General features: G+C 67.9%; 17 protein-coding genes and 1 tRNA gene. 15 read left to right on the forward strand and 3 right to left on the reverse strand.

The annotated features are described in order from the left end of the window. Positions 1-16 precede the first annotated feature (16 nt). Both asd and ACFFGH_RS15125 read right to left on the reverse strand, forming a co-directional pair. Entirely contained in the window at positions 17-862 is an 846-nt protein-coding gene (asd, locus tag ACFFGH_RS15120; RefSeq protein ID WP_386669646.1) for an archaetidylserine decarboxylase, read from the reverse strand. Next, positions 859-1,509, reverse strand: a complete 651-nt coding sequence (locus ACFFGH_RS15125) for an SCO family protein (protein WP_386669647.1) — start codon at positions 1,507-1,509, stop codon at positions 859-861. Before ACFFGH_RS15125 ends, asd begins: the two co-directional genes overlap by 4 nt. Before the next feature lie 94 nt (positions 1,510-1,603). On the opposite strand from ACFFGH_RS15125, the gene prmB reads away from it, so the two are divergent. The 11 genes from prmB (at position 1,604) to ACFFGH_RS15180 (ending at position 14,244) form a co-directional block, all read left to right on the forward strand. Next, positions 1,604-2,533: a 50S ribosomal protein L3 N(5)-glutamine methyltransferase gene (prmB, locus tag ACFFGH_RS15130; RefSeq protein WP_386669649.1), complete on the forward strand. Its 930-nt coding sequence runs from the start codon at positions 1,604-1,606 to the stop codon at positions 2,531-2,533. 103 nt (positions 2,534-2,636) lie between these two features. Then, positions 2,637-3,749, forward strand: a complete 1,113-nt coding sequence (gene aroC, locus ACFFGH_RS15135) for a chorismate synthase (protein WP_386669651.1) — start codon at positions 2,637-2,639, stop codon at positions 3,747-3,749. Positions 3,750-3,914: 165 nt separating this feature from the next. After that, positions 3,915-4,931: an aspartate-semialdehyde dehydrogenase gene (locus ACFFGH_RS15140; RefSeq protein WP_386669654.1), complete on the forward strand. Its 1,017-nt coding sequence runs from the start codon at positions 3,915-3,917 to the stop codon at positions 4,929-4,931. A 67-nt stretch (positions 4,932-4,998) separates the two neighbouring features. Further along, positions 4,999-7,167, forward strand: coding sequence for a FimV/HubP family polar landmark protein (locus ACFFGH_RS15145; protein WP_386669657.1), 2,169 nt, complete (start codon positions 4,999-5,001; stop codon positions 7,165-7,167). A 3-nt stretch (positions 7,168-7,170) separates the two neighbouring features. Then, the gene (truA, locus tag ACFFGH_RS15150) at positions 7,171-8,001 is read left to right on the forward strand and encodes a tRNA pseudouridine(38-40) synthase TruA (RefSeq protein WP_386669660.1); all 831 of its coding nucleotides are present in this window, start codon (positions 7,171-7,173) and stop codon (positions 7,999-8,001) included. Continuing rightward, positions 7,998-8,654 (forward strand): phosphoribosylanthranilate isomerase, encoded by a 657-nt coding sequence (locus tag ACFFGH_RS15155; protein ID WP_386669662.1) that lies wholly within the window; start codon positions 7,998-8,000, stop codon positions 8,652-8,654. The genes truA and ACFFGH_RS15155 overlap by 4 nt, the downstream gene beginning before the upstream one ends. 102 nt (positions 8,655-8,756) lie before the next feature. After that, positions 8,757-9,974 carry a tryptophan synthase subunit beta gene (gene trpB, locus ACFFGH_RS15160; RefSeq protein WP_386669663.1) on the forward strand — a complete coding sequence of 406 codons (1,218 nt, stop codon included), beginning with the start codon at positions 8,757-8,759 and terminating at the stop codon, positions 9,972-9,974. A 122-nt stretch (positions 9,975-10,096) separates the two neighbouring features. Continuing rightward, a complete protein-coding gene (gene trpA, locus ACFFGH_RS15165; protein WP_386669666.1) occupies positions 10,097-10,888 on the forward strand; it encodes a tryptophan synthase subunit alpha in 792 nt (263 codons plus the stop codon). 98 nt (positions 10,889-10,986) lie between these two features. Further along, entirely contained in the window at positions 10,987-11,877 is an 891-nt protein-coding gene (gene accD, locus ACFFGH_RS15170) for an acetyl-CoA carboxylase, carboxyltransferase subunit beta (protein ID WP_386669668.1), read from the forward strand. Further along, positions 11,874-13,217 carry a phosphoglucosamine mutase gene (glmM, locus tag ACFFGH_RS15175; protein ID WP_386669670.1) on the forward strand — a complete coding sequence of 448 codons (1,344 nt, stop codon included), beginning with the start codon at positions 11,874-11,876 and terminating at the stop codon, positions 13,215-13,217. The genes accD and glmM overlap by 4 nt, the downstream gene beginning before the upstream one ends. A 76-nt stretch (positions 13,218-13,293) precedes the next feature. Next, entirely contained in the window at positions 13,294-14,244 is a 951-nt protein-coding gene (locus ACFFGH_RS15180) for an isopenicillin N synthase family dioxygenase (protein WP_386669672.1), read from the forward strand. Here the strand turns inward: ACFFGH_RS15180 and ACFFGH_RS15185 are convergent. Then, positions 14,231-14,749 (reverse strand): DNA-deoxyinosine glycosylase, encoded by a 519-nt coding sequence (locus ACFFGH_RS15185; protein ID WP_386669674.1) that lies wholly within the window; start codon positions 14,747-14,749, stop codon positions 14,231-14,233. The genes ACFFGH_RS15180 and ACFFGH_RS15185 overlap by 14 nt on opposite strands. A 145-nt stretch (positions 14,750-14,894) precedes the next feature. Between ACFFGH_RS15185 and tpiA the strand changes: the two genes are divergently transcribed. The 4 genes from tpiA (at position 14,895) to ACFFGH_RS15205 (ending at position 16,842) form a co-directional block, all read left to right on the forward strand. Continuing rightward, positions 14,895-15,647, forward strand: a complete 753-nt coding sequence (gene tpiA / locus ACFFGH_RS15190) for a triose-phosphate isomerase (protein ID WP_386669676.1) — start codon at positions 14,895-14,897, stop codon at positions 15,645-15,647. 34 nt (positions 15,648-15,681) lie between these two features. Then, positions 15,682-16,122 carry a preprotein translocase subunit SecG gene (gene secG / locus ACFFGH_RS15195; RefSeq protein WP_386669678.1) on the forward strand — a complete coding sequence of 147 codons (441 nt, stop codon included), beginning with the start codon at positions 15,682-15,684 and terminating at the stop codon, positions 16,120-16,122. 131 nt (positions 16,123-16,253) lie between these two features. After that, a tRNA-Leu gene (locus ACFFGH_RS15200) sits at positions 16,254-16,338 on the forward strand. Between the two features lie 147 nt (positions 16,339-16,485). Next, on the forward strand, positions 16,486-16,842 hold the full coding sequence (locus ACFFGH_RS15205; protein ID WP_386669680.1) for an NADH-quinone oxidoreductase subunit A: 357 nt from the start codon (positions 16,486-16,488) through the stop codon (positions 16,840-16,842). The last annotated feature ends 2 nt before the right edge of the window (positions 16,843-16,844 follow it).

Here is a 16,844-nt window from a genome sequence, read left to right on the forward strand (position 1 = left end):
GACCGTCCCGCGTGGCTCAGTCCTTGAGCCGCGCAAGCCGCTGTCCGAGGCGCACTGCCGACTCCGCGCACAGGCTTGGCGCGAGCTCGGCGACCCCGGCCGGCAGCAGCACGATGACCGTCGATCCGTAATTGAACCGCGCCATCTCGGCGAAGCGCTCGAGCGTGATGCCAGCGCCACGGTAATCCTTCACCGTGATCGTCTTGCCGTAGTGCGGGATCTCTTCGCCGCTCCAGACGGTTTCCACGCCCGAGACCAGCAGCGCGCCGACCATCACCACGGCCATCGGGCCGAAGTCGGTATCGAAGTGGCACACCAGCCGCTCGTTGCGCGCGAACAGGCCAGGCACGCGCTCGACCGCAGCGGGCCCCACACTGAACAGCCTGCCGGGCACGTGGACGGTCTCGCGCAGCGTCCCGGTCCACGGCATGTGCACCCGGTGGTAGTCCTTCGGTGACAGGTAGACCGTCGCGAACAGCCCGTGCATGAAGGGCTCGGCCGCTTCCAGGCTGCCCAGCAGTTCGGCCGCGGTGAATGACTGGCCCTTCGCCTGCAGGATGCGACCGGCTTCGATCGTGCCGCACTGGCTGATGCGGCCGTCGGCCGGCATCACCAGTGCACGCGGATCGGCGTCCGCCACGCGCGCGCCCGGCTTCAGTTCGCGGGTAAAGAAGCTGTTGAACGTCTTGTACGCGCTCGCATCGGGCTGCGCAGCCTCGGTGAGGTCGACGCCGAACTTGCGGGTGACGGTATCGATCAGCCAGCGGCTCAGGTGCGGATGGTCGGAATACGCGAGGCGCCGTGCGAGTGACGACAGCATCCGGTGCGGCAGGACGTAGGTCAGCTGCGTCATCAGGCTCATGGCGAGGGCTCCCGGGTCAGTGCGATGAAATCGGAGGCGATCGCGTTCGGATCGAACGGCGGCTGGATGACGCCGGCCATGCGGCCCTTGGGGTCCAGCACCACGATCGTTGCGCTGTGATCCATCGTGTACTCGTCAGCAGGACGGCCTTCCTCGGCCGGCATCTTCGCGAACACCAGGCTCAGCGAACGGGTGAACTGCTCCAGCGCCGGGATGTCGGCCGTCGCGGCGATCGTGTCGCGATGGAAGCCGTGCGCGTATTCGCCGATGCGATCGGGCGTGTCGCGCTCGGGGTCGACCGAGGCGAACAGCACGCGCGGACGGGTCGAATCGGGAATCGCGCTCCACTGCTTCTGCGCCTGCGACAGCTGCGCGAGCGTGGTGGGGCAGACGTCCGGGCAATGCGTGAAGCCGAGAAACACCAGCGTCCAGTGCCCCTTGAGCTCGCCGGGCACGAGTGCGGTGCCGTCGGACTGGCGCAGTGAGAACGCGGGCAGTTCCCGCGGTGGCTGGAACAGCCGCACCGCCTGGGTCGTAGGCCCCGAGGGCGTAACGGCCGGCGAGGTGAAGTAGCGCTGCGCCGCCCACAGACCCAGACCCGCGGCGAGCGCGGCGACGAGGACATACACGATCGTGCGGTTGAACATGACGGATCCGACTGGGGATGCGCGGTCATGATAGCCGGGGGGCGCCGCTATAATGCCCGCCCGCTTTTAACCGCGCTGCGCGCACCGAGCCGTGATGACCGCCGACGCCACCTTCGAACAGGTCTCCATCATCGACCTGATCCGCTACGGCGGCAGCCGCTTCGGTGAAGCGGGGCTGACGTTCGGCCACAGCTACGACAACGCGCTGGACGAGGCGACACAGCTGGTGCTGCACGCATTGCATCTGCCGCACGACCTGAGCCCCGTCTATGGCGCATCGCGCGTCACCGCAACGGAAAAGCAGAAGGTGCTCGCGCTGTTCCAGCGACGCATCGACGAGCGCGTGCCGGCGGCGTACCTGACCGGCGAGACCTGGTTCGCGGGCCTGAGCTTCAAGAGCGACTCGCGCGCGCTGGTGCCGCGCTCGCCGATCGCCGAGCTGATCCAGTCCGGCTTCGAGCCCTGGCTCGGCGGGCGCGAGGTGGAGCGCGTGCTCGACCTGTGCACCGGTTCCGGCTGCATCGCGATCGCAACCGCCCATTACCACCCGAACTGGGACGTCATCGGCGCCGACATCGACGACGACGCACTGGCGCTAGCCGAAGAGAACAAGGCCCGGCTGCACGCTGACAACGTGACCTTGCGCAAGTCTGACCTGTTCGCAGGTCTGCAGGGCGAGGTGTTCGACCTGATCGTGACCAACCCGCCGTACGTGACCGACGCCGAAACCGATGCGCTGCCGCGTGAGTACTCATACGAACCGGAACTCGGACTGCGCGCGGGCCACGACGGTCTGGACCTTGCGCTGAAGATCCTGCGCGACGCACCCGACCACCTGAGCGAGGAAGGCCTGCTGATCTGCGAGGTCGGCGAAGCCGAGCAGGCGCTCGTCAGCCTGCTGCCCGAACTGCCGCTGGCGTGGGTGGAGTTCAAAGTGGGTCAGATGGGCATCTTCGTCGTCGAGCGCGCGGATCTCGTCGAGCACCACGAGCGCATCAAAGAGCTCGCCGCCGCCCGCGGCTGAGGCGCGTCGCGCCTTCGTGCCTGCGCCGGCATCGATCGTCCCGGCGCGCTAGAGTGGCGCGCCTCCCGTCCCTCCCGTCCAGCGGGCCCATCGGAAAACCTGCGTGGCCAGCAATACGTTCGGCAAGCTGTTCGCAGTGACGACCTTTGGCGAGAGCCACGGGCCGGCGATCGGGTGCGTCGTCGACGGCTGCCCACCCGGCCTGCCGCTGGCGGCTGAGGACTTTCGCGCCGACCTCGATCGCCGCGCGACCGGGCGCAGCCGCCACACCTCTCAGCGCCGTGAAACCGACGAGGTCGAGATCCTCAGCGGCGTGTACGAGGGCCGCACGACCGGCACGCCGATCGCGCTCCTGATCCGCAATACCGATGCGCGCAGCAAGGATTACTCCGCGATTGCCGGGCAGTTCCGCCCGGGCCACGCGGACTACACGTACTGGCAGAAATACGGCATCCGTGACCCGCGCGGCGGTGGCCGTTCCAGCGCACGCGAGACGACGATGCGCGTCGCCGCCGGCGTGATCGCCAAGCGCTGGCTTGCCGAGCGCCACGGCGTGCGCGTGCGCGGCTACCTGTCTCAGCTCGGCGAGCTGCGACCGCAGGGCGTCGACCTGGACGTGGTCGAAGGCAACCCGTTCTTCTGGCCCTGCGAAGCGCAGGTGCCCCAGCTCGAGACGTACATGGATGCGCTGCGCAAGTCCGGTGATTCGGTTGGCGCGCGCGTGGACGTGGTCGCCGACGGCCTCCCGCCGGGCTGGGGTGAACCGATCTACGGCAAGCTCGACGGCGAACTCGCCGCCGCGCTGATGAGCATCAACGCGGTCAAGGGCGTGGAGATCGGCGACGGCTTTGCGTCGGTCACGCAGAAGGGCAGCGAGCATCGCGACCTGATGGGCGCCGCAGGCTTCGAATCGAACCACGCCGGCGGCATCCTTGGCGGCATCAGCACCGGCCAGCCGCTGCATTGTTCGGTGGCGTTCAAGCCGACTTCGAGCCTGCGGCTGCCGGCCGACACGCTCGATATCCACGGCAATGCGGTTGAAGTCATCACGACCGGCCGCCACGACCCGTGCGTCGGCATCCGCGCCACGCCGATCTGCGAGGCGATGGTCGCGCTCGTGCTGATGGACCAGGCGCTTCGCCACCGGGCGCAATGCGGTGACGTCGGCGAGATCACGCCGCGCGTGCCCGGCGGGAAACCGGATCCGAAACGATAGCGGCCAGCCGCTGCGCTCGCCCGTGGGCGATGACGCGCGACTGCGCCGCTGCGCTGTAGTCCCGATATGCGCCGGTCGCCCTCGGCCACCTCGAGCCCTCCTTCGAGATGCGGGTCAGGCCGCCTCCGGACTTCGATATCCCTCAGACTTTTCGGAACACTCCAAATGACACAGCAAGTCACTGTCGCAATCGTCGGCGCCACCGGCGCGGTTGGCGAAACGCTCCTGAGCATCCTGGCCGAGCGCAGCTTTCCGATCGGCCGCCTGCATGTACTGGCGAGCGAGCGCTCGGCGGGCAGCCAGGTCGAGTTCGATGGACGCAAGATCACCGTGGAGGATCTGGCGACGTTCGACCCGGCCGGCGTCGACATCGCGCTGTTCTCGGCCGGTGGCAGCGTTTCCAAGGAATATGCGCCGAAGTTCGCCGCGGCCGGTGCGGTGGTGATCGACAACTCCTCGGCATTCCGCTACGACGACGACATTCCGCTCGTGGTGGCTGAGGTCAATCCCGAGCAGGTGCGCAACCGGCCGCGCGGCATCATCGCCAACCCGAATTGCTCGACGATGCAGATGCTCGTCGCGCTCGCGCCGATCCATCGCGAGGCGGGCATCACACGGCTCAACGTCGCGACCTATCAGTCGGTGTCGGGCACCGGCCGGCGCGCGCTCGAGGAACTCGGCAAGCAGACGGCGCGGCTGCTGAGTTTCCAGGACCCCGAGCCGGACGTGTACCCCGTGCAGATCGCGTTCAACGTGATTCCGCACGGCGGGGACTTCACCGACAACGGCTATACCACCGAGGAGATGAAGCTGGTCTGGGAGACGCGCAAGATCCTCGGCGAGGATTCGATCGGCGTGAACGCGACGGTTGCACGCGTGCCGGTGTTCTACGGGCATTCCGAGGCGGTGCACATCGAAACGCGCGAGAAGGTCAGCGTCGAGCGTGCCCGCGAGCTGCTTTCGCAGGCGCCAGGGCTGGAGATCGTCGACGAGCGCGCGCCCGGTGGCTACCCGACTGCGGTCACGCATGCCTCGGGTCAGGACCCGGTGTATGTCGGCCGTATCCGCGAGGACATCTCGCATCCGCGCGGGCTTTCGATGTGGATCGTCGCCGACAACATCCGCAAGGGTGCAGCGCTGAATGCGGTGCAGCTCGCCGAGCTGGTGCTCGCCGAGCGTTAAGGCTCGCATTGCGCCCCGCAGGTGGCCGCGGCTAGAGTCGCGGCCATCGGCATTTCAGGAAGGCGCTGTGAAACATTGGCTGCGGCACCCGACGTTGACGCTCGCCATCTCGGCTGCGCTGGCCTTCGCCAGCGGCACCGCGGCCGCACTGGGGCTCGGCCAGATCGAAGTTCGTTCGCGCGCCGGCGAACCATTGCTGGCCGAGATTCCGGTCATCAGCACCACGCCGGGGGAGGTCGAGCAACTGCAGGCCCGGCTTGCGTCCCCGGAAACGTTCGCGCGCATCGGCCTGCAACCGCCGCAGGGCGTGGTGACCGATCTGCGGTTCGAAGTCGCCTACAACCGGTCCGGGCGTCCGATCATCCGGGTCACCACCGACCAGCCGATCGAGCAGCCGCTGCTGACCTTTTTGGTCGAAGTCGACTGGGGGCAGGGGCGCCTGGTGCGCGAGTACTCGGCGCTAGTCGATACGCCGCGTGCGGTCGCCGCACCGGTGCAGCCCCCGGTCCAGGCGCCGGTTGGCGCGCCGTCCAATACGATCCAGCGACCGGTGACGTCGCCCACCAAGCCCTTGCCGATTCCGGCACCCGCACCGCAGCGACCTTCCGCTGCGGCCGCGTCAGAGCCTTCGCCGGCGCAGGACGTACCCGGCGAATACGGCCCGGTCCGTAACGGCGAGACACTCTCTGCGATCACTGCAAGGCTTGGCCTCGGCGACGGCGCGACGCTCGATCAGGCAATGATCGCGATGCTGCGCGCGAACCCCGACGCGTTCATCGGCGGGGATATCAACCAGCTCAAGCGCGGCGCCGTACTGCGCGTGCCGCCGGCGGCTGAGGTCGCAGCCGTGGACGCGGCCCAGGCCGCGCAGATCGTGCGCGACCGGATGCGCCAGTGGCGCGAAGCGCGGCGGCAGGCCCTGATCGCATCCGAGCAGGCTGATGCCAGCCAGGCCGCGGCACGCTCCGGCCAGACTTCGCCCGCCGAGGGCCGTGCAGGCTCGGAGGCACCGAAGCCGGTCCGCCCGCAGCCCGCGGACGGCGCCCGGCTCGAAATCGTTCCGCCCGCAGCGAACCGAGCGACGCAGGCGGGCACACAATCCGGCACCCAGGCCGGCGGCGAGGGCCAGATGCTGCAACAGGAACTGCAACAGACGCGCGAAACGCTCGCCGTGCGCGATGCCGAACTGCAGGAGCTCAAGAGCCGGGTAGCCGAGCTCGAGAAGCTGCAGTCGGACCAGCAGCGGTTGATCGCGATGAAGAGCGCCGAGCTCGCAGCCGCGCAACAGCGGCTCGGGAGCCGAGGCGAAGCGACAGCTGCTACGCCCGCCGAACCAGCCGATGCATCGGGGGGCGGAACATGGCTGCCGTGGCTGCTGGGCGCTGCCGCGTTGATGGCATTGCTGTTTGCGTGGTGGCGCACGCGCCAACGGACCCCGGCCCCGTCGCCGTTCCGCGCGCCGACGGAGAGCAGCGCCTCTGCGCTGGCGGCCGCGTTTCCGCTTCGGCGCGACGCAGACGCCGACGAGGATCTGCTCGTGGTGCAGCCGGCGGTGACGGACGCCGGAGCGATCGCGCCGGTGGCTTCGTCGCGCGTGGATGCTCGTCCTTCGGAAGCGGATCAGGATGAGGTTGACGCTTCCGCAGAGCTACCAGTCGAAGACGAAGGCCTGGAAGACGCAGGCGTGTCGACCGCCGATCCTCATGTCGCTGTCTGGGACGGCCCCGACCTCGCTCACGAGGACGCTGAGCCTGTCGAGGAGATCGAGGTAACTCCTCTGGCATGGCAAACACCCGAGAGGCCTGCGGTCACACCGGCGGCCCCGGCCCCGCTGGAACAGCCGGACGAACAGCGTCCCGAAACGGTGCCCGAAGCGCCGATCGAGGAAGTCCGTACGCCCGCCAGGCCCTGGATCGCGCCAGTTGCCCCGGTGCCGATGATCGAGCCGGGTCAGCCGAACGAGGCCGACCGGCCGAAGGAGCCGGACCAGTTCGACCGGCCGAACGAGCCGAACGAGCCGGACCGTCCGAACGAGCCGGACCAGTTCGACCAGCCGAACGAGCCGCGCGTCCAGCCTGTTGCCGACGCGCAAATCAACGAGCGAATCGAGCTTGCGCAGGCGTACCTGGACCTCGGCGACAGCGAAAGTGCGCGCCAGTTGCTGGGCGAGGTCGCCATCAACGGCGACCACGCGTCGCGCCAGCGGGCCCTGCGCATGCTTCGCGAACTCGAGTAACCGGTGGACGAACTCGACCCGCCAGCGACGCCTCCTGCCCGTCACCGGTACGCGCTTGGCGTCGAATACGACGGCAGTGAATTCTCCGGTTGGCAGCGCCTGAGCAAGCCGGGCGAGCCGGACCTGCGCGGCGAGGCGACCGTGCAGGCAGCGGTCGAAGCGGCGGTATCGTTCGTTGCCGGCAGCCGGGTGGAGGTCGTCTGCGCCGGTCGTACGGACGCGGGCGTACACGCCTCCGGGCAGGTCGTGCACTTCGACAGCCCGGTGCAACGCGACCCGCGGGGTTGGGTACTCGGCGTTACGTCGCGTCTGCCGCCTTCGGTCTGCGTGCGCTGGTGCGTGCCCGTTGCGCCGGACTTCCACGCACGCTTCAGCGCGCGCTCGAGGCGATACAGCTACCGCATCCTAAATCGCGCAGTGCGCCCTGCATTGCAGCGCCAGTACCTGAGCTGGGAGCGTCGCCCGCTCGATGCCGCGGCGATGCATCGCGCAGCCCAGGCGCTGGTCGGCGAGAACGATTTCTCCGCATTCCGTACGGTGCATTGCCAAGCCGCGCATGCACGTCGCGACCTGCAGGAGATCGTTGTCCGGCGCGAAGGCGACATCGTCGAGGTGCAGGTGCAGGCCAATGCATTCCTCCATCACATGGTCCGCAATATCGTCGGAAGCCTGTTGATGGTAGGACGGGGCGAGCAGGGCGAACCGTGGATCGGTGAGCTGCTCGCCGGGCGCGATCGCACGGTGGCCGGCCCGACTGCACCCTCCGCGGGCCTGGTGTTCCTGGGGCCGCGCTATCCCGCCCAATGGCGACTTCCGGCCGAGGTGACCTTGTGAGTCGAACCCCGTTCCGTACCCGAATCAAATTCTGCGGCTTGACCCGCCCGGGCGATGTGCGCCTGGCCAGCGAGCTCGGAGTCGACGCTGTCGGCTTCGTGTTTGCGGAAAAGAGCTCGCGCCGCCTCAAGGCCGAGGAGGCACGCGCGATGCGGCATGCGCTCGCACCGCTCGTCGATGCGGTCGCGCTGTTCATGGACAACGCGCAGGAGGAAGTGCGCGAGGTCGTGCGCCAGGTGCGCCCGAGCCTGCTGCAGTTCCACGGCAGTGAGGATGACGCGTTCTGCCGCGGCTTCGGCGTGCCGTATCTCAAGGCTGTCCCGATGGGTGGCAACGGCTCGCTCGAGGATGGCATCGCGTTGCACCGGCGTTACCCGGGCGCGGCGGGCTTTCTCTTCGACAGCCATGGCAGCGGTGAGAGCGGCGGCAGTGGTCGCGCGTTCGACTGGTCGCGTCTGCCGAGCGGCATGCAGAAGCCGTTCGTGCTCGCAGGCGGACTGACGCCGGACAACGTGTTCCGTGCGATCCGCGACACGATGCCCTGGGGCGTGGACGTGTCCAGCGGCATCGAGGTCTCGCCAGGCATCAAGGACGGCGATCGCATGCGCAAGTTCGTCGAGGAAGTGCGGCGCGCCGACTGCAACGTCGACTGACCTGCGGACCGACCGAGTCGGCAGGGCGTGGCGCCCGGCCTTTGGCCTACACTGGCGGTTCCGCCGAGAGCGTCGGCGATTGGACCGGTTCCGCATCCGCCGATGACCCGCGAAACGCCTTCCGATTTCCACGCATTCCCCGACGCCAACGGCCATTTCGGCCGCTTCGGCGGCCGCTTCGTTGCCGAGACGCTGATTGGCCCGCTGCAGGAACTGGCAGCCGCCTACGATGCCGCTCGGGTCGACCCCGAATTCATTTCCGAGTTCGAACGCGACCTCGCGCATTACGTGGGCCGCCCGAGCCCGATCTATCACGCGCGTCGGCTCAGTGACGAGGTCGGTGGCGCGCAGATCCTGCTCAAGCGCGAAGACCTGAACCACACCGGCGCGCACAAGATCAACAACACGATCGGCCAGGCGCTGCTCGCTTCGCGCATGGGCAAGCCTCGCATCATTGCCGAGACCGGCGCGGGTCAGCATGGCGTTGCGTCTGCGACCGTCGCGGCGCGGCTCGGACTCGAGTGCGTCGTCTACATGGGCGCGACCGACATCGAGCGGCAGAAGATCAACGTCTATCGCATGAAGCTGCTCGGCGCGACCGTCGTGCCGGTGACCAGCGGCTCGGCGACGCTAAAGGACGCGCTCAACGAAGCGATGCGCGACTGGGTCACGAACGTGCGTGACACGTTCTACATCATCGGCACCGTGGCCGGGCCGGACCCGTATCCGCGGATGGTGCGCGACTTCAATGCCGTGGTCGGCCGCGAGGCACGCGCGCAGATGCTCGCCGAGTACGGCCGGCTGCCCGATGCGGTAACCGCATGCGTGGGCGGTGGCAGCAACGCGATCGGCATCTTCCATGCGTTCCTCAATGACGCGGGCGTGCGCATCGTTGGGGCGGAAGCGGCGGGCGAGGGGATCGCCTCGGGCCTGCACGCGGCGTCGCTTGCCGCTGGGCGCCCGGGTGTTCTGCACGGCAACCGCACCTACGTGCTGTGCGATGACGACGGCCAGATCATCGAGACCCATTCGGTGTCGGCCGGCCTCGACTATCCCGGCGTCGGTCCCGAACACGCATTCCTCAAGGACATGGGTCGCGCCGAATACGTCGGCGTCACCGACGAGGAAGCGCTGTTCGCGTTCCACCGGCTTGCGCGCACCGAAGGCATCCTGCCCGCGCTGGAATCCAGCCACGCGATCGCGCAGGCCGAAAAGCTTGCCCGCGAGCTGCCGAAGGATGCGCTCGTGTTGTGCAACCTGTCCGGTCGTGGCGACAAGGACGTGCACACCATCGCGTCGCGCGACGGCATCACGTTCTAACGCAGCCCCGACGGTGCATCGGGACGCCTGACCGTCGATCGGCAGGCGTGCCGGTCCGCGCCGGCAATTCGAGCCGCCCAGCCCATCCGCCTGCCGCCGCGCCTGCGGCGCACGAGACCCCGATGAACCGAATCGACGCCCGTTTCTCGCAGCTCCGCTCAACCGGCCGCAAGGCACTGGTGCCGTTCATCACCGCGGGCGACCCCTCGCTCGAAGCCACGGTCCCCGTGATGCATGCGCTGGCCGAAGCTGGCGCGGACGTGATCGAACTCGGCGTGCCGTTCTCCGACCCGATGGCCGATGGCCCGACGATCCAGCGCAGCTCCGAGCGCGCCATCGCGCGCGGTGCCGGTCTTGGCTACGTGCTCGACTGCGTGCGCCGCTTCCGTGAAGTGGACAACGACACGCCGGTCGTGCTGATGGGCTATCTCAACCCGATCGAAATCCGCGGCGCGGAGCGGTTCGCGCGCGAGGCCGTCGAGGCCGGCGTCGACGGCGTGCTCCTGGTCGACCTGCCGCCGGAAGAGGCCGCTGAGTTCCGCGAAGCATTCGCGCCGCAGGGTCTGACGCTGATCCTGCTCGCTGCGCCGACCACGTCCGACGCTCGCATCGCGCAGCTCTGCGCGCAGGCCGCGGGTTATCTCTACTACGTGAGCTTCGCCGGCGTCACCGGCGCCGACCGCCTCGACACGGGCGAGGCAGGCGCTCGTCTGAACACGATCCGCGCCGGCAGCAGCGTGCCGGTCGTGGCCGGGTTCGGCATCAAGGATGCGACGAGCGCGGCGGCGATGGCGCGCGAAGCTGACGGGGTCGTGGTCGGCAGTGCGCTGGTCGGGGTGCTGTCCGAGGCCAGCGATGCGCCGGCCTCGGCGCGCCGGTTCTTGGCACCGCTGCGCGCCGCGCTCGATGCCTGAGCCCGATGCCTGACTAGGCGCGGTGCTGGGATAAACTGGCGCGCTTGCCGGCCCTCGGGGCCGGTGGTCGTCAAGCCTGAACGAGGGTTACCGAACGCATGTCCTGGCTCAAGAAACTCATGCCGTCCGGCATCCGCACCGACGGCGCCAACGCCAAGCGGCGTAGCGTGCCGGAGGGGCTGTGGGAAAAATGCGACAAGTGCGCGGCCGTGCTCTACCGGCCCGAACTCGAGGAAAACCTCGAGGTCTGTCCGAAGTGCAGCCACCACATGCCGATTCGCGCCCGCGCGCGACTCGCGGCGCTGTTCGACGCCGGCACTACGCACGAGATCGCCGCCGAGCTCGGCCCGACCGACGTGCTGAAGTTCCGTGACCAGAAGCGCTACAGCGACCGCATCCGCGCCGCGCAGAAGGCCACGGGTGAACGCGACGCTCTCGTCGCGCTGCGCGGTGCGCTGCACGGCCGCCCGCTGGTCGCATGCTCGTTCGATTTCGCGTTCATGGGCGGATCGATGGGCTCGGTGGTCGGTGAGCGCTTCGCGCGCGGCGCTGAGGCGGCGCTCGAACTCGGCTGCCCGTTCGTGTGCTTCTCCGCGAGCGGTGGCGCGCGCATGCAGGAGAGCCTGTTCTCGCTGATGCAGATGGCGAAGACCTCGGCGGCGCTCGGCCGACTGCGCGCCGCCGGCCTGCCGTATATTTCGGTGCTCACCCATCCGACCACCGGCGGCGTGTCCGCCTCGTTCGCGATGCTTGGCGACATCAATATCGCCGAGCCCGGTGCCCTGATCGGCTTCGCCGGCCCGCGCGTGATCGAGCAGACCGTCCGCGAGACCCTCCCGGAGGGTTTCCAGCGCAGCGAATTCCTGCTCGAGCACGGTGCGATCGACCAGATCTGCGACCGCCGCGAAATGCGTAGCCGGCTTGCCCACCTGTTGGCGTTGTTGATGAAGCAACCGCAACCCAACGACGAGGTCGAAGCCGCAGCATGAGCCGCAAGTATTTTGGTACCGACGGGATCCGGGGGCGCGTCGGCGAGGGCGCGATCTCGGCCGATTTCGTTCTCCGCCTGGGCAACGCCTATGGCCACGCGCTGGCGCGCCGCGCCTGGCGCAAGCCGGTGGTCATCATCGGCAAGGACACCCGCATCTCGAACTACATGTTCGAGGCAGCGCTCGAGGCCGGCCTGGTCGCTGCCGGCGTCGACGTCCAGCTGATGGGGCCTATGCCGACACCTGCCGTCGCGCACCTGACCCACTCGATGCGCGCCGACGGCGGCATCGTGATCTCCGCATCGCACAACCCGCACCACGACAACGGCATCAAGTTCTTCTCGGCCGAGGGTGAGAAGCTCGACGACGCGACCGAGCTCGCGATCGAGGCCGCGCTCGACCAGCCGTTCCGCACGGTGTCGTCTGAAGAGCTCGGCAAGGCCGTACGCACGCGCGACGCGCTCGGCCGCTACGTCGAGGCCTGCAAGAACTCGGTCCCGAAGGGGTTCGACCTCGGCGGCATGCGCATCGCAATGGACTGCGCGAACGGCGCGACCTACGAGCTCGGCCCGCTGGTGCTGCGCGAGCTAGGCGCCCGCGTCGACGCGATCGGCGTCGAACCGAACGGCGTGAACATCAACGACGGCGTCGGCTCCACCCACCCGGAAAAACTCGCCGCCCGCGTGTTCGAAACCGGCGCCGACCTCGGCATCGCGTTCGACGGTGACGGCGACCGCGTGTTGTTTGTGGATGCCGACGGCATGGTCTGCGACGGCGACGACCTGCTGTACCTGCTTGCGAACGACTGGAGCCAGCACGGTCGCCTCAAGGGGCCCGTTGTCGGCACACTCATGACGAACTATGGCCTCGAGCGGGCGTTCCAGCAGCGCGGCATCGGGTTCATCCGTGCCAAGGTTGGCGACCGCTATGTCCACCAGCAGCTGATCGCCCACGGCGGCGTGCTCGGCGGCGAGACCTCGGGCCACCTGCTGTGCCTGGACCGAACCAGCACCGGCGACGGCATCGTCAGCGCGCTCCAGGCGCTCGAAGTGCTGTGCCGCCGCGGCATTTCGCTGCGCGAGGCGTTGTCCGGCTTCACCAAGGTGCCGCAGAAGACCATCAACGTGCGCTTCGGCAGTGGCCGCAAACCGACCGAGGCGACCTCCGTGCAGACGGCGCTCGCCGAGGCGCAGGCCGCCGTCGAAGGCCGGGGTCGCGCGTTCCTGCGTCCGTCGGGCACCGAGCCGGTGGTCCGCGTCACGGTCGAGGCCGACGACGCTTCGCTGGTCCAGTCGACAATCGCGCGCCTGGCGGACGCCGTCCGCGCTGCAGCCGCCTGACCGGCGATTGCCGACACGTATCGGGTCCCGCGCCGGTCTGCACGCAGGCCGGCGCTTCACTTTCCAGTTTGAGCCCATGAGCCAGATCCCCACGCTAGACATCCGTCGCTTCACCGAGCCGACCAGCCAGGCCGACGCCGACGCGTTCGTCGCTGAGCTGGGAGCGGCATACCGGGAATGGGGATTTGCCGGAATCCGTAACCACGGCATCCCGCAGGCGCTGATCGATGACGCCTACCGGGTGTTTTCGCAGTTCTTCGCGCTGCCCGAAGAGACCAAGCGCCAGTACCACGTGCCCGGCGGTGGCGGCGCGCGCGGCTACACGCCGTTCGGGGTCGAGACCGCCAAGGGTGCGCAATACTCGGACCTCAAGGAGTTCTGGCACATCGGTCGGGAGATCCCCCGTGATGCGCGCAATGCGGACGTTATGGCGCCGAACCTGTGGCCGGAGGAACTCCCCGCGTTCCGCGAGGTTGGTTACGACCTGTACGAAGCGCTGGACCAGCTCGGCTCGAAGGTTCTGTCTGCGCTCGCGCTGCACATCGGCCTGCCGGGGGATTTTTTTGCTGATAAGACCGACCAGGGCAACTCGATCCTGCGCCCGATCCACTATCCGCCGATCACGACGCCGGACATCCCGAACGTTCGCGCCGGCGCACACGAGGACATCAACCTCATCACGCTGCTCGTCGGTGCCAGCGCCGAAGGGCTCGAGGTGCGCTCCCGCAAGGGCGAGTGGGTGCCGTTTACGGCTGATGCCGACACGATCGTCGTCAACATCGGCGACATGCTGCAGCGCCTGACGAACCATGTGTATCCGTCGACCACCCACCGCGTGGTGAATCCCCCGGGCGAGAAAGCGCGGCAGCCCCGGTATTCGACCCCGTTCTTCCTGCACCCGAACCCTGACGTCGTGATTGACGTGCTGCCCTCGTGCATCACCCCTGACAATCCGAGCCGTTACCCCGAGCCGATCACCGCTCAGGGCTATCTGGAAGAGCGGTTGCGCGAGATCAAGCTGAAATAAGCCGCACCCCGGCATAACGGAACGCCGATCGCCATGCGTCGAGCTTGGCGGTCTCGTCCTGCGACGCGTTCGCGGGGCTTGTCGACGGCAGTCTGCGCAGCTCAAGCGTGTCCGGCTCCAGCTGGGGCAGGGCGTAGCGCCGAAAGCTCTGCTCTGCCTTGGCGCCATTGAACAGCACGCTGCGGATCTGCGGATGTGTCTGCAGGAAGCTTCCGAAATCGTTCGCCGCCTCCGCGCGGATCGTGCTGTCGAGGCTGCCTTCGCGCTCGCATTCGGCCAGCACATCCCACAGCGCGACGCCGGCTTCGCGCATGATCTCGATTCGCCGCTCGTAGGGCAGCGAAGGCTCTGCCCCGACCAGTAACCCCATGAACCGCCAGAAACGGTTCTGCGGATGGGCGTAATAGCGGCCCAGCTTGAGGGACATTCCCCCGGGCATGCTGCCTAGGATGAGCGTCCGCGCTTGAGGATTTTCGATTGGCGGAAGGCCGGTGAGAACAGGCATTAGCGGGCTCCTTTTCGACAATCCTCGGTTCCTGCGCCAATGCGCTCGGTGAAGCTCGGGGTGGTCCACGCGCCGGGCCGACCCACACAGGGCTTCACACCATGGCTGCGTTAGACTGCCGGCCCTTCATGTACGGGAGTGGCTGATGCGTCGCAGGATCGTGGCCGGTAACTGGAAACTTCACGGCGATCGACAGTTCGCGAATGCGCTCGTGGATGCCGTCGCAGCAGGCGACGCGCCCGCCAACGTCGACCGGATCATCATTCCGCCGCTGCCCTACCTGGCCGAGCTGGCGGAACGCTACGGATCGGCGGGCCTGCAGTTCGGTGCGCAGGACGTCAGCGCGAACGAAAAGGGCGCCTATACCGGAGAGGTCTCCGCGGCGATGTTGCGCGACGTGGGTGCACGCTATGGCCTGGTCGGGCACTCCGAGCGGCGCGAGTACCACGCTGAAGCGAATGAGCTGGTCGCGCGCAAGTTCCTCGCAGCGAAGGCCGCCGGGCTGGTGCCAATCCTGTGCGTGGGCGAGTCGTTGAGCGAGCGCGAGCACGATCAGACGTGGTGGAAGCTCGAGCAACAGCTCGCTCCCGTCTTCGACCTCGGCGGCAAACAGGCCTTCGACGGCGCGATCATCGCGTACGAGCCTGTCTGGGCGATCGGGACTGGCCGGACGGCGTCCCCCGAGCAGGCGCAGGAAGTGCACGCATTCATCCGTAGCGAAGTCGCTGGGCGCGATGCTAGAATCGCTGACTCGCTGCCGATCCTGTACGGCGGCAGCGTCAAGGCCGATAATGCCGTCGCGCTGTTTGCCCAGCCGGACGTCGATGGCGGCCTGATCGGCGGCGCCTCGCTAGTTGCGGCCGATTTCCTCGCCATCGTCGCTGCTGCCGCGGCCTGACGCTGAACCACGCTACCGTTTCCGGACCCTGCCGATGCTGCTGCTGCTCAACATCGCCTACGTGCTGATCGCGATCGCGATGATCGTGCTGATCCTCATGCAGCGCGGCGCAGGCGCGCAGGCCGGTTCCGGCTTCGGTGGCGGCGCCTCGGCAACGGTGTTCGGCTCGCGCGGCGCGTCGAATTTCCTCTCGAAGGCAACGAAGTGGCTCGCGGTTACTTTCTTCGCGATCAGTCTCTTCATGGCCTGGCAGGCGACGCGTAACGCTGCGGGCGACACGGTTGATGCGCAGGACCTCGGCGTTATGTCGCAGGTTCCGGTGGCGCCGGTCCAGGCGCCTGCAGCGGACGCTGCCGTGCCTGCCGCCCCGGCGGCAACCGTGCCGCAGGCTCTCCCGGTCGCTCCGGTCGCAGCGCCTGCTGCCGAAGCGCCGACGACGTCAAATCAGACGCCTCAACCGGCTTCTGGTCAGTAACTTAAAGCTGTATAATTAGCGGCGTTTTCAGCCCGCGCGGAGCGCCGGGACAGGGGTCACGACACAGTCGAGCGACCCCAGCCTTCAACGCCGGACAGGCCGAGAAGACAGTCGGGAAGACAAGGTTTCAAGCCCAGGTGGCGGAATTGGTAGACGCACTACCTTGAGGTGGTAGCGACGTAAGTCGTGGGGGTTCGAGTCCCCCCTTGGGCACCATTACCTAGCAATAACCGCAATACGCACCTTCGGTCCGGGTGCAGCTCGCACGCGAGGCTGGAAGGCGCGCCGGGCGCATCCGGCCAGGTTGCACAGCCAAGGTCGCCACCGCGACCCTGTAGCCAATCAAGCCGAGAGAACAACCGCGTGCTGGCCGAATACCTGCCGACCCTGCTGTTCCTGATCGTCGCCAGCGGCATCGGCATCGCCCTGCTGGTCGTGGGCAACGTGCTCGGTCCGAAGACGCCGAGTGCGGCAAAGCTCTCCCCGTACGAGTCGGGGTTTGAAGCCTTCGGCGATGCGCGCATGCAGTTCGACGTGCGCTACTACCTCATCGCGATCCAGTTCATCGTCTTCGATCTGGAAATCATCTTCATCGTGCCGTGGACGCTCGTCTTCACGGAGATCGGCCCGCGTGCGCTCGTGACGATGGGCCTGTTCGTCGGCATGTTGTTCCTCGGCTTCATCTACGTGTGGAAGAAAGGCGCCCTCGAGTGGGAGTGATC

It is taken from the genome of Lysobacter korlensis, assembly GCF_042434515.1.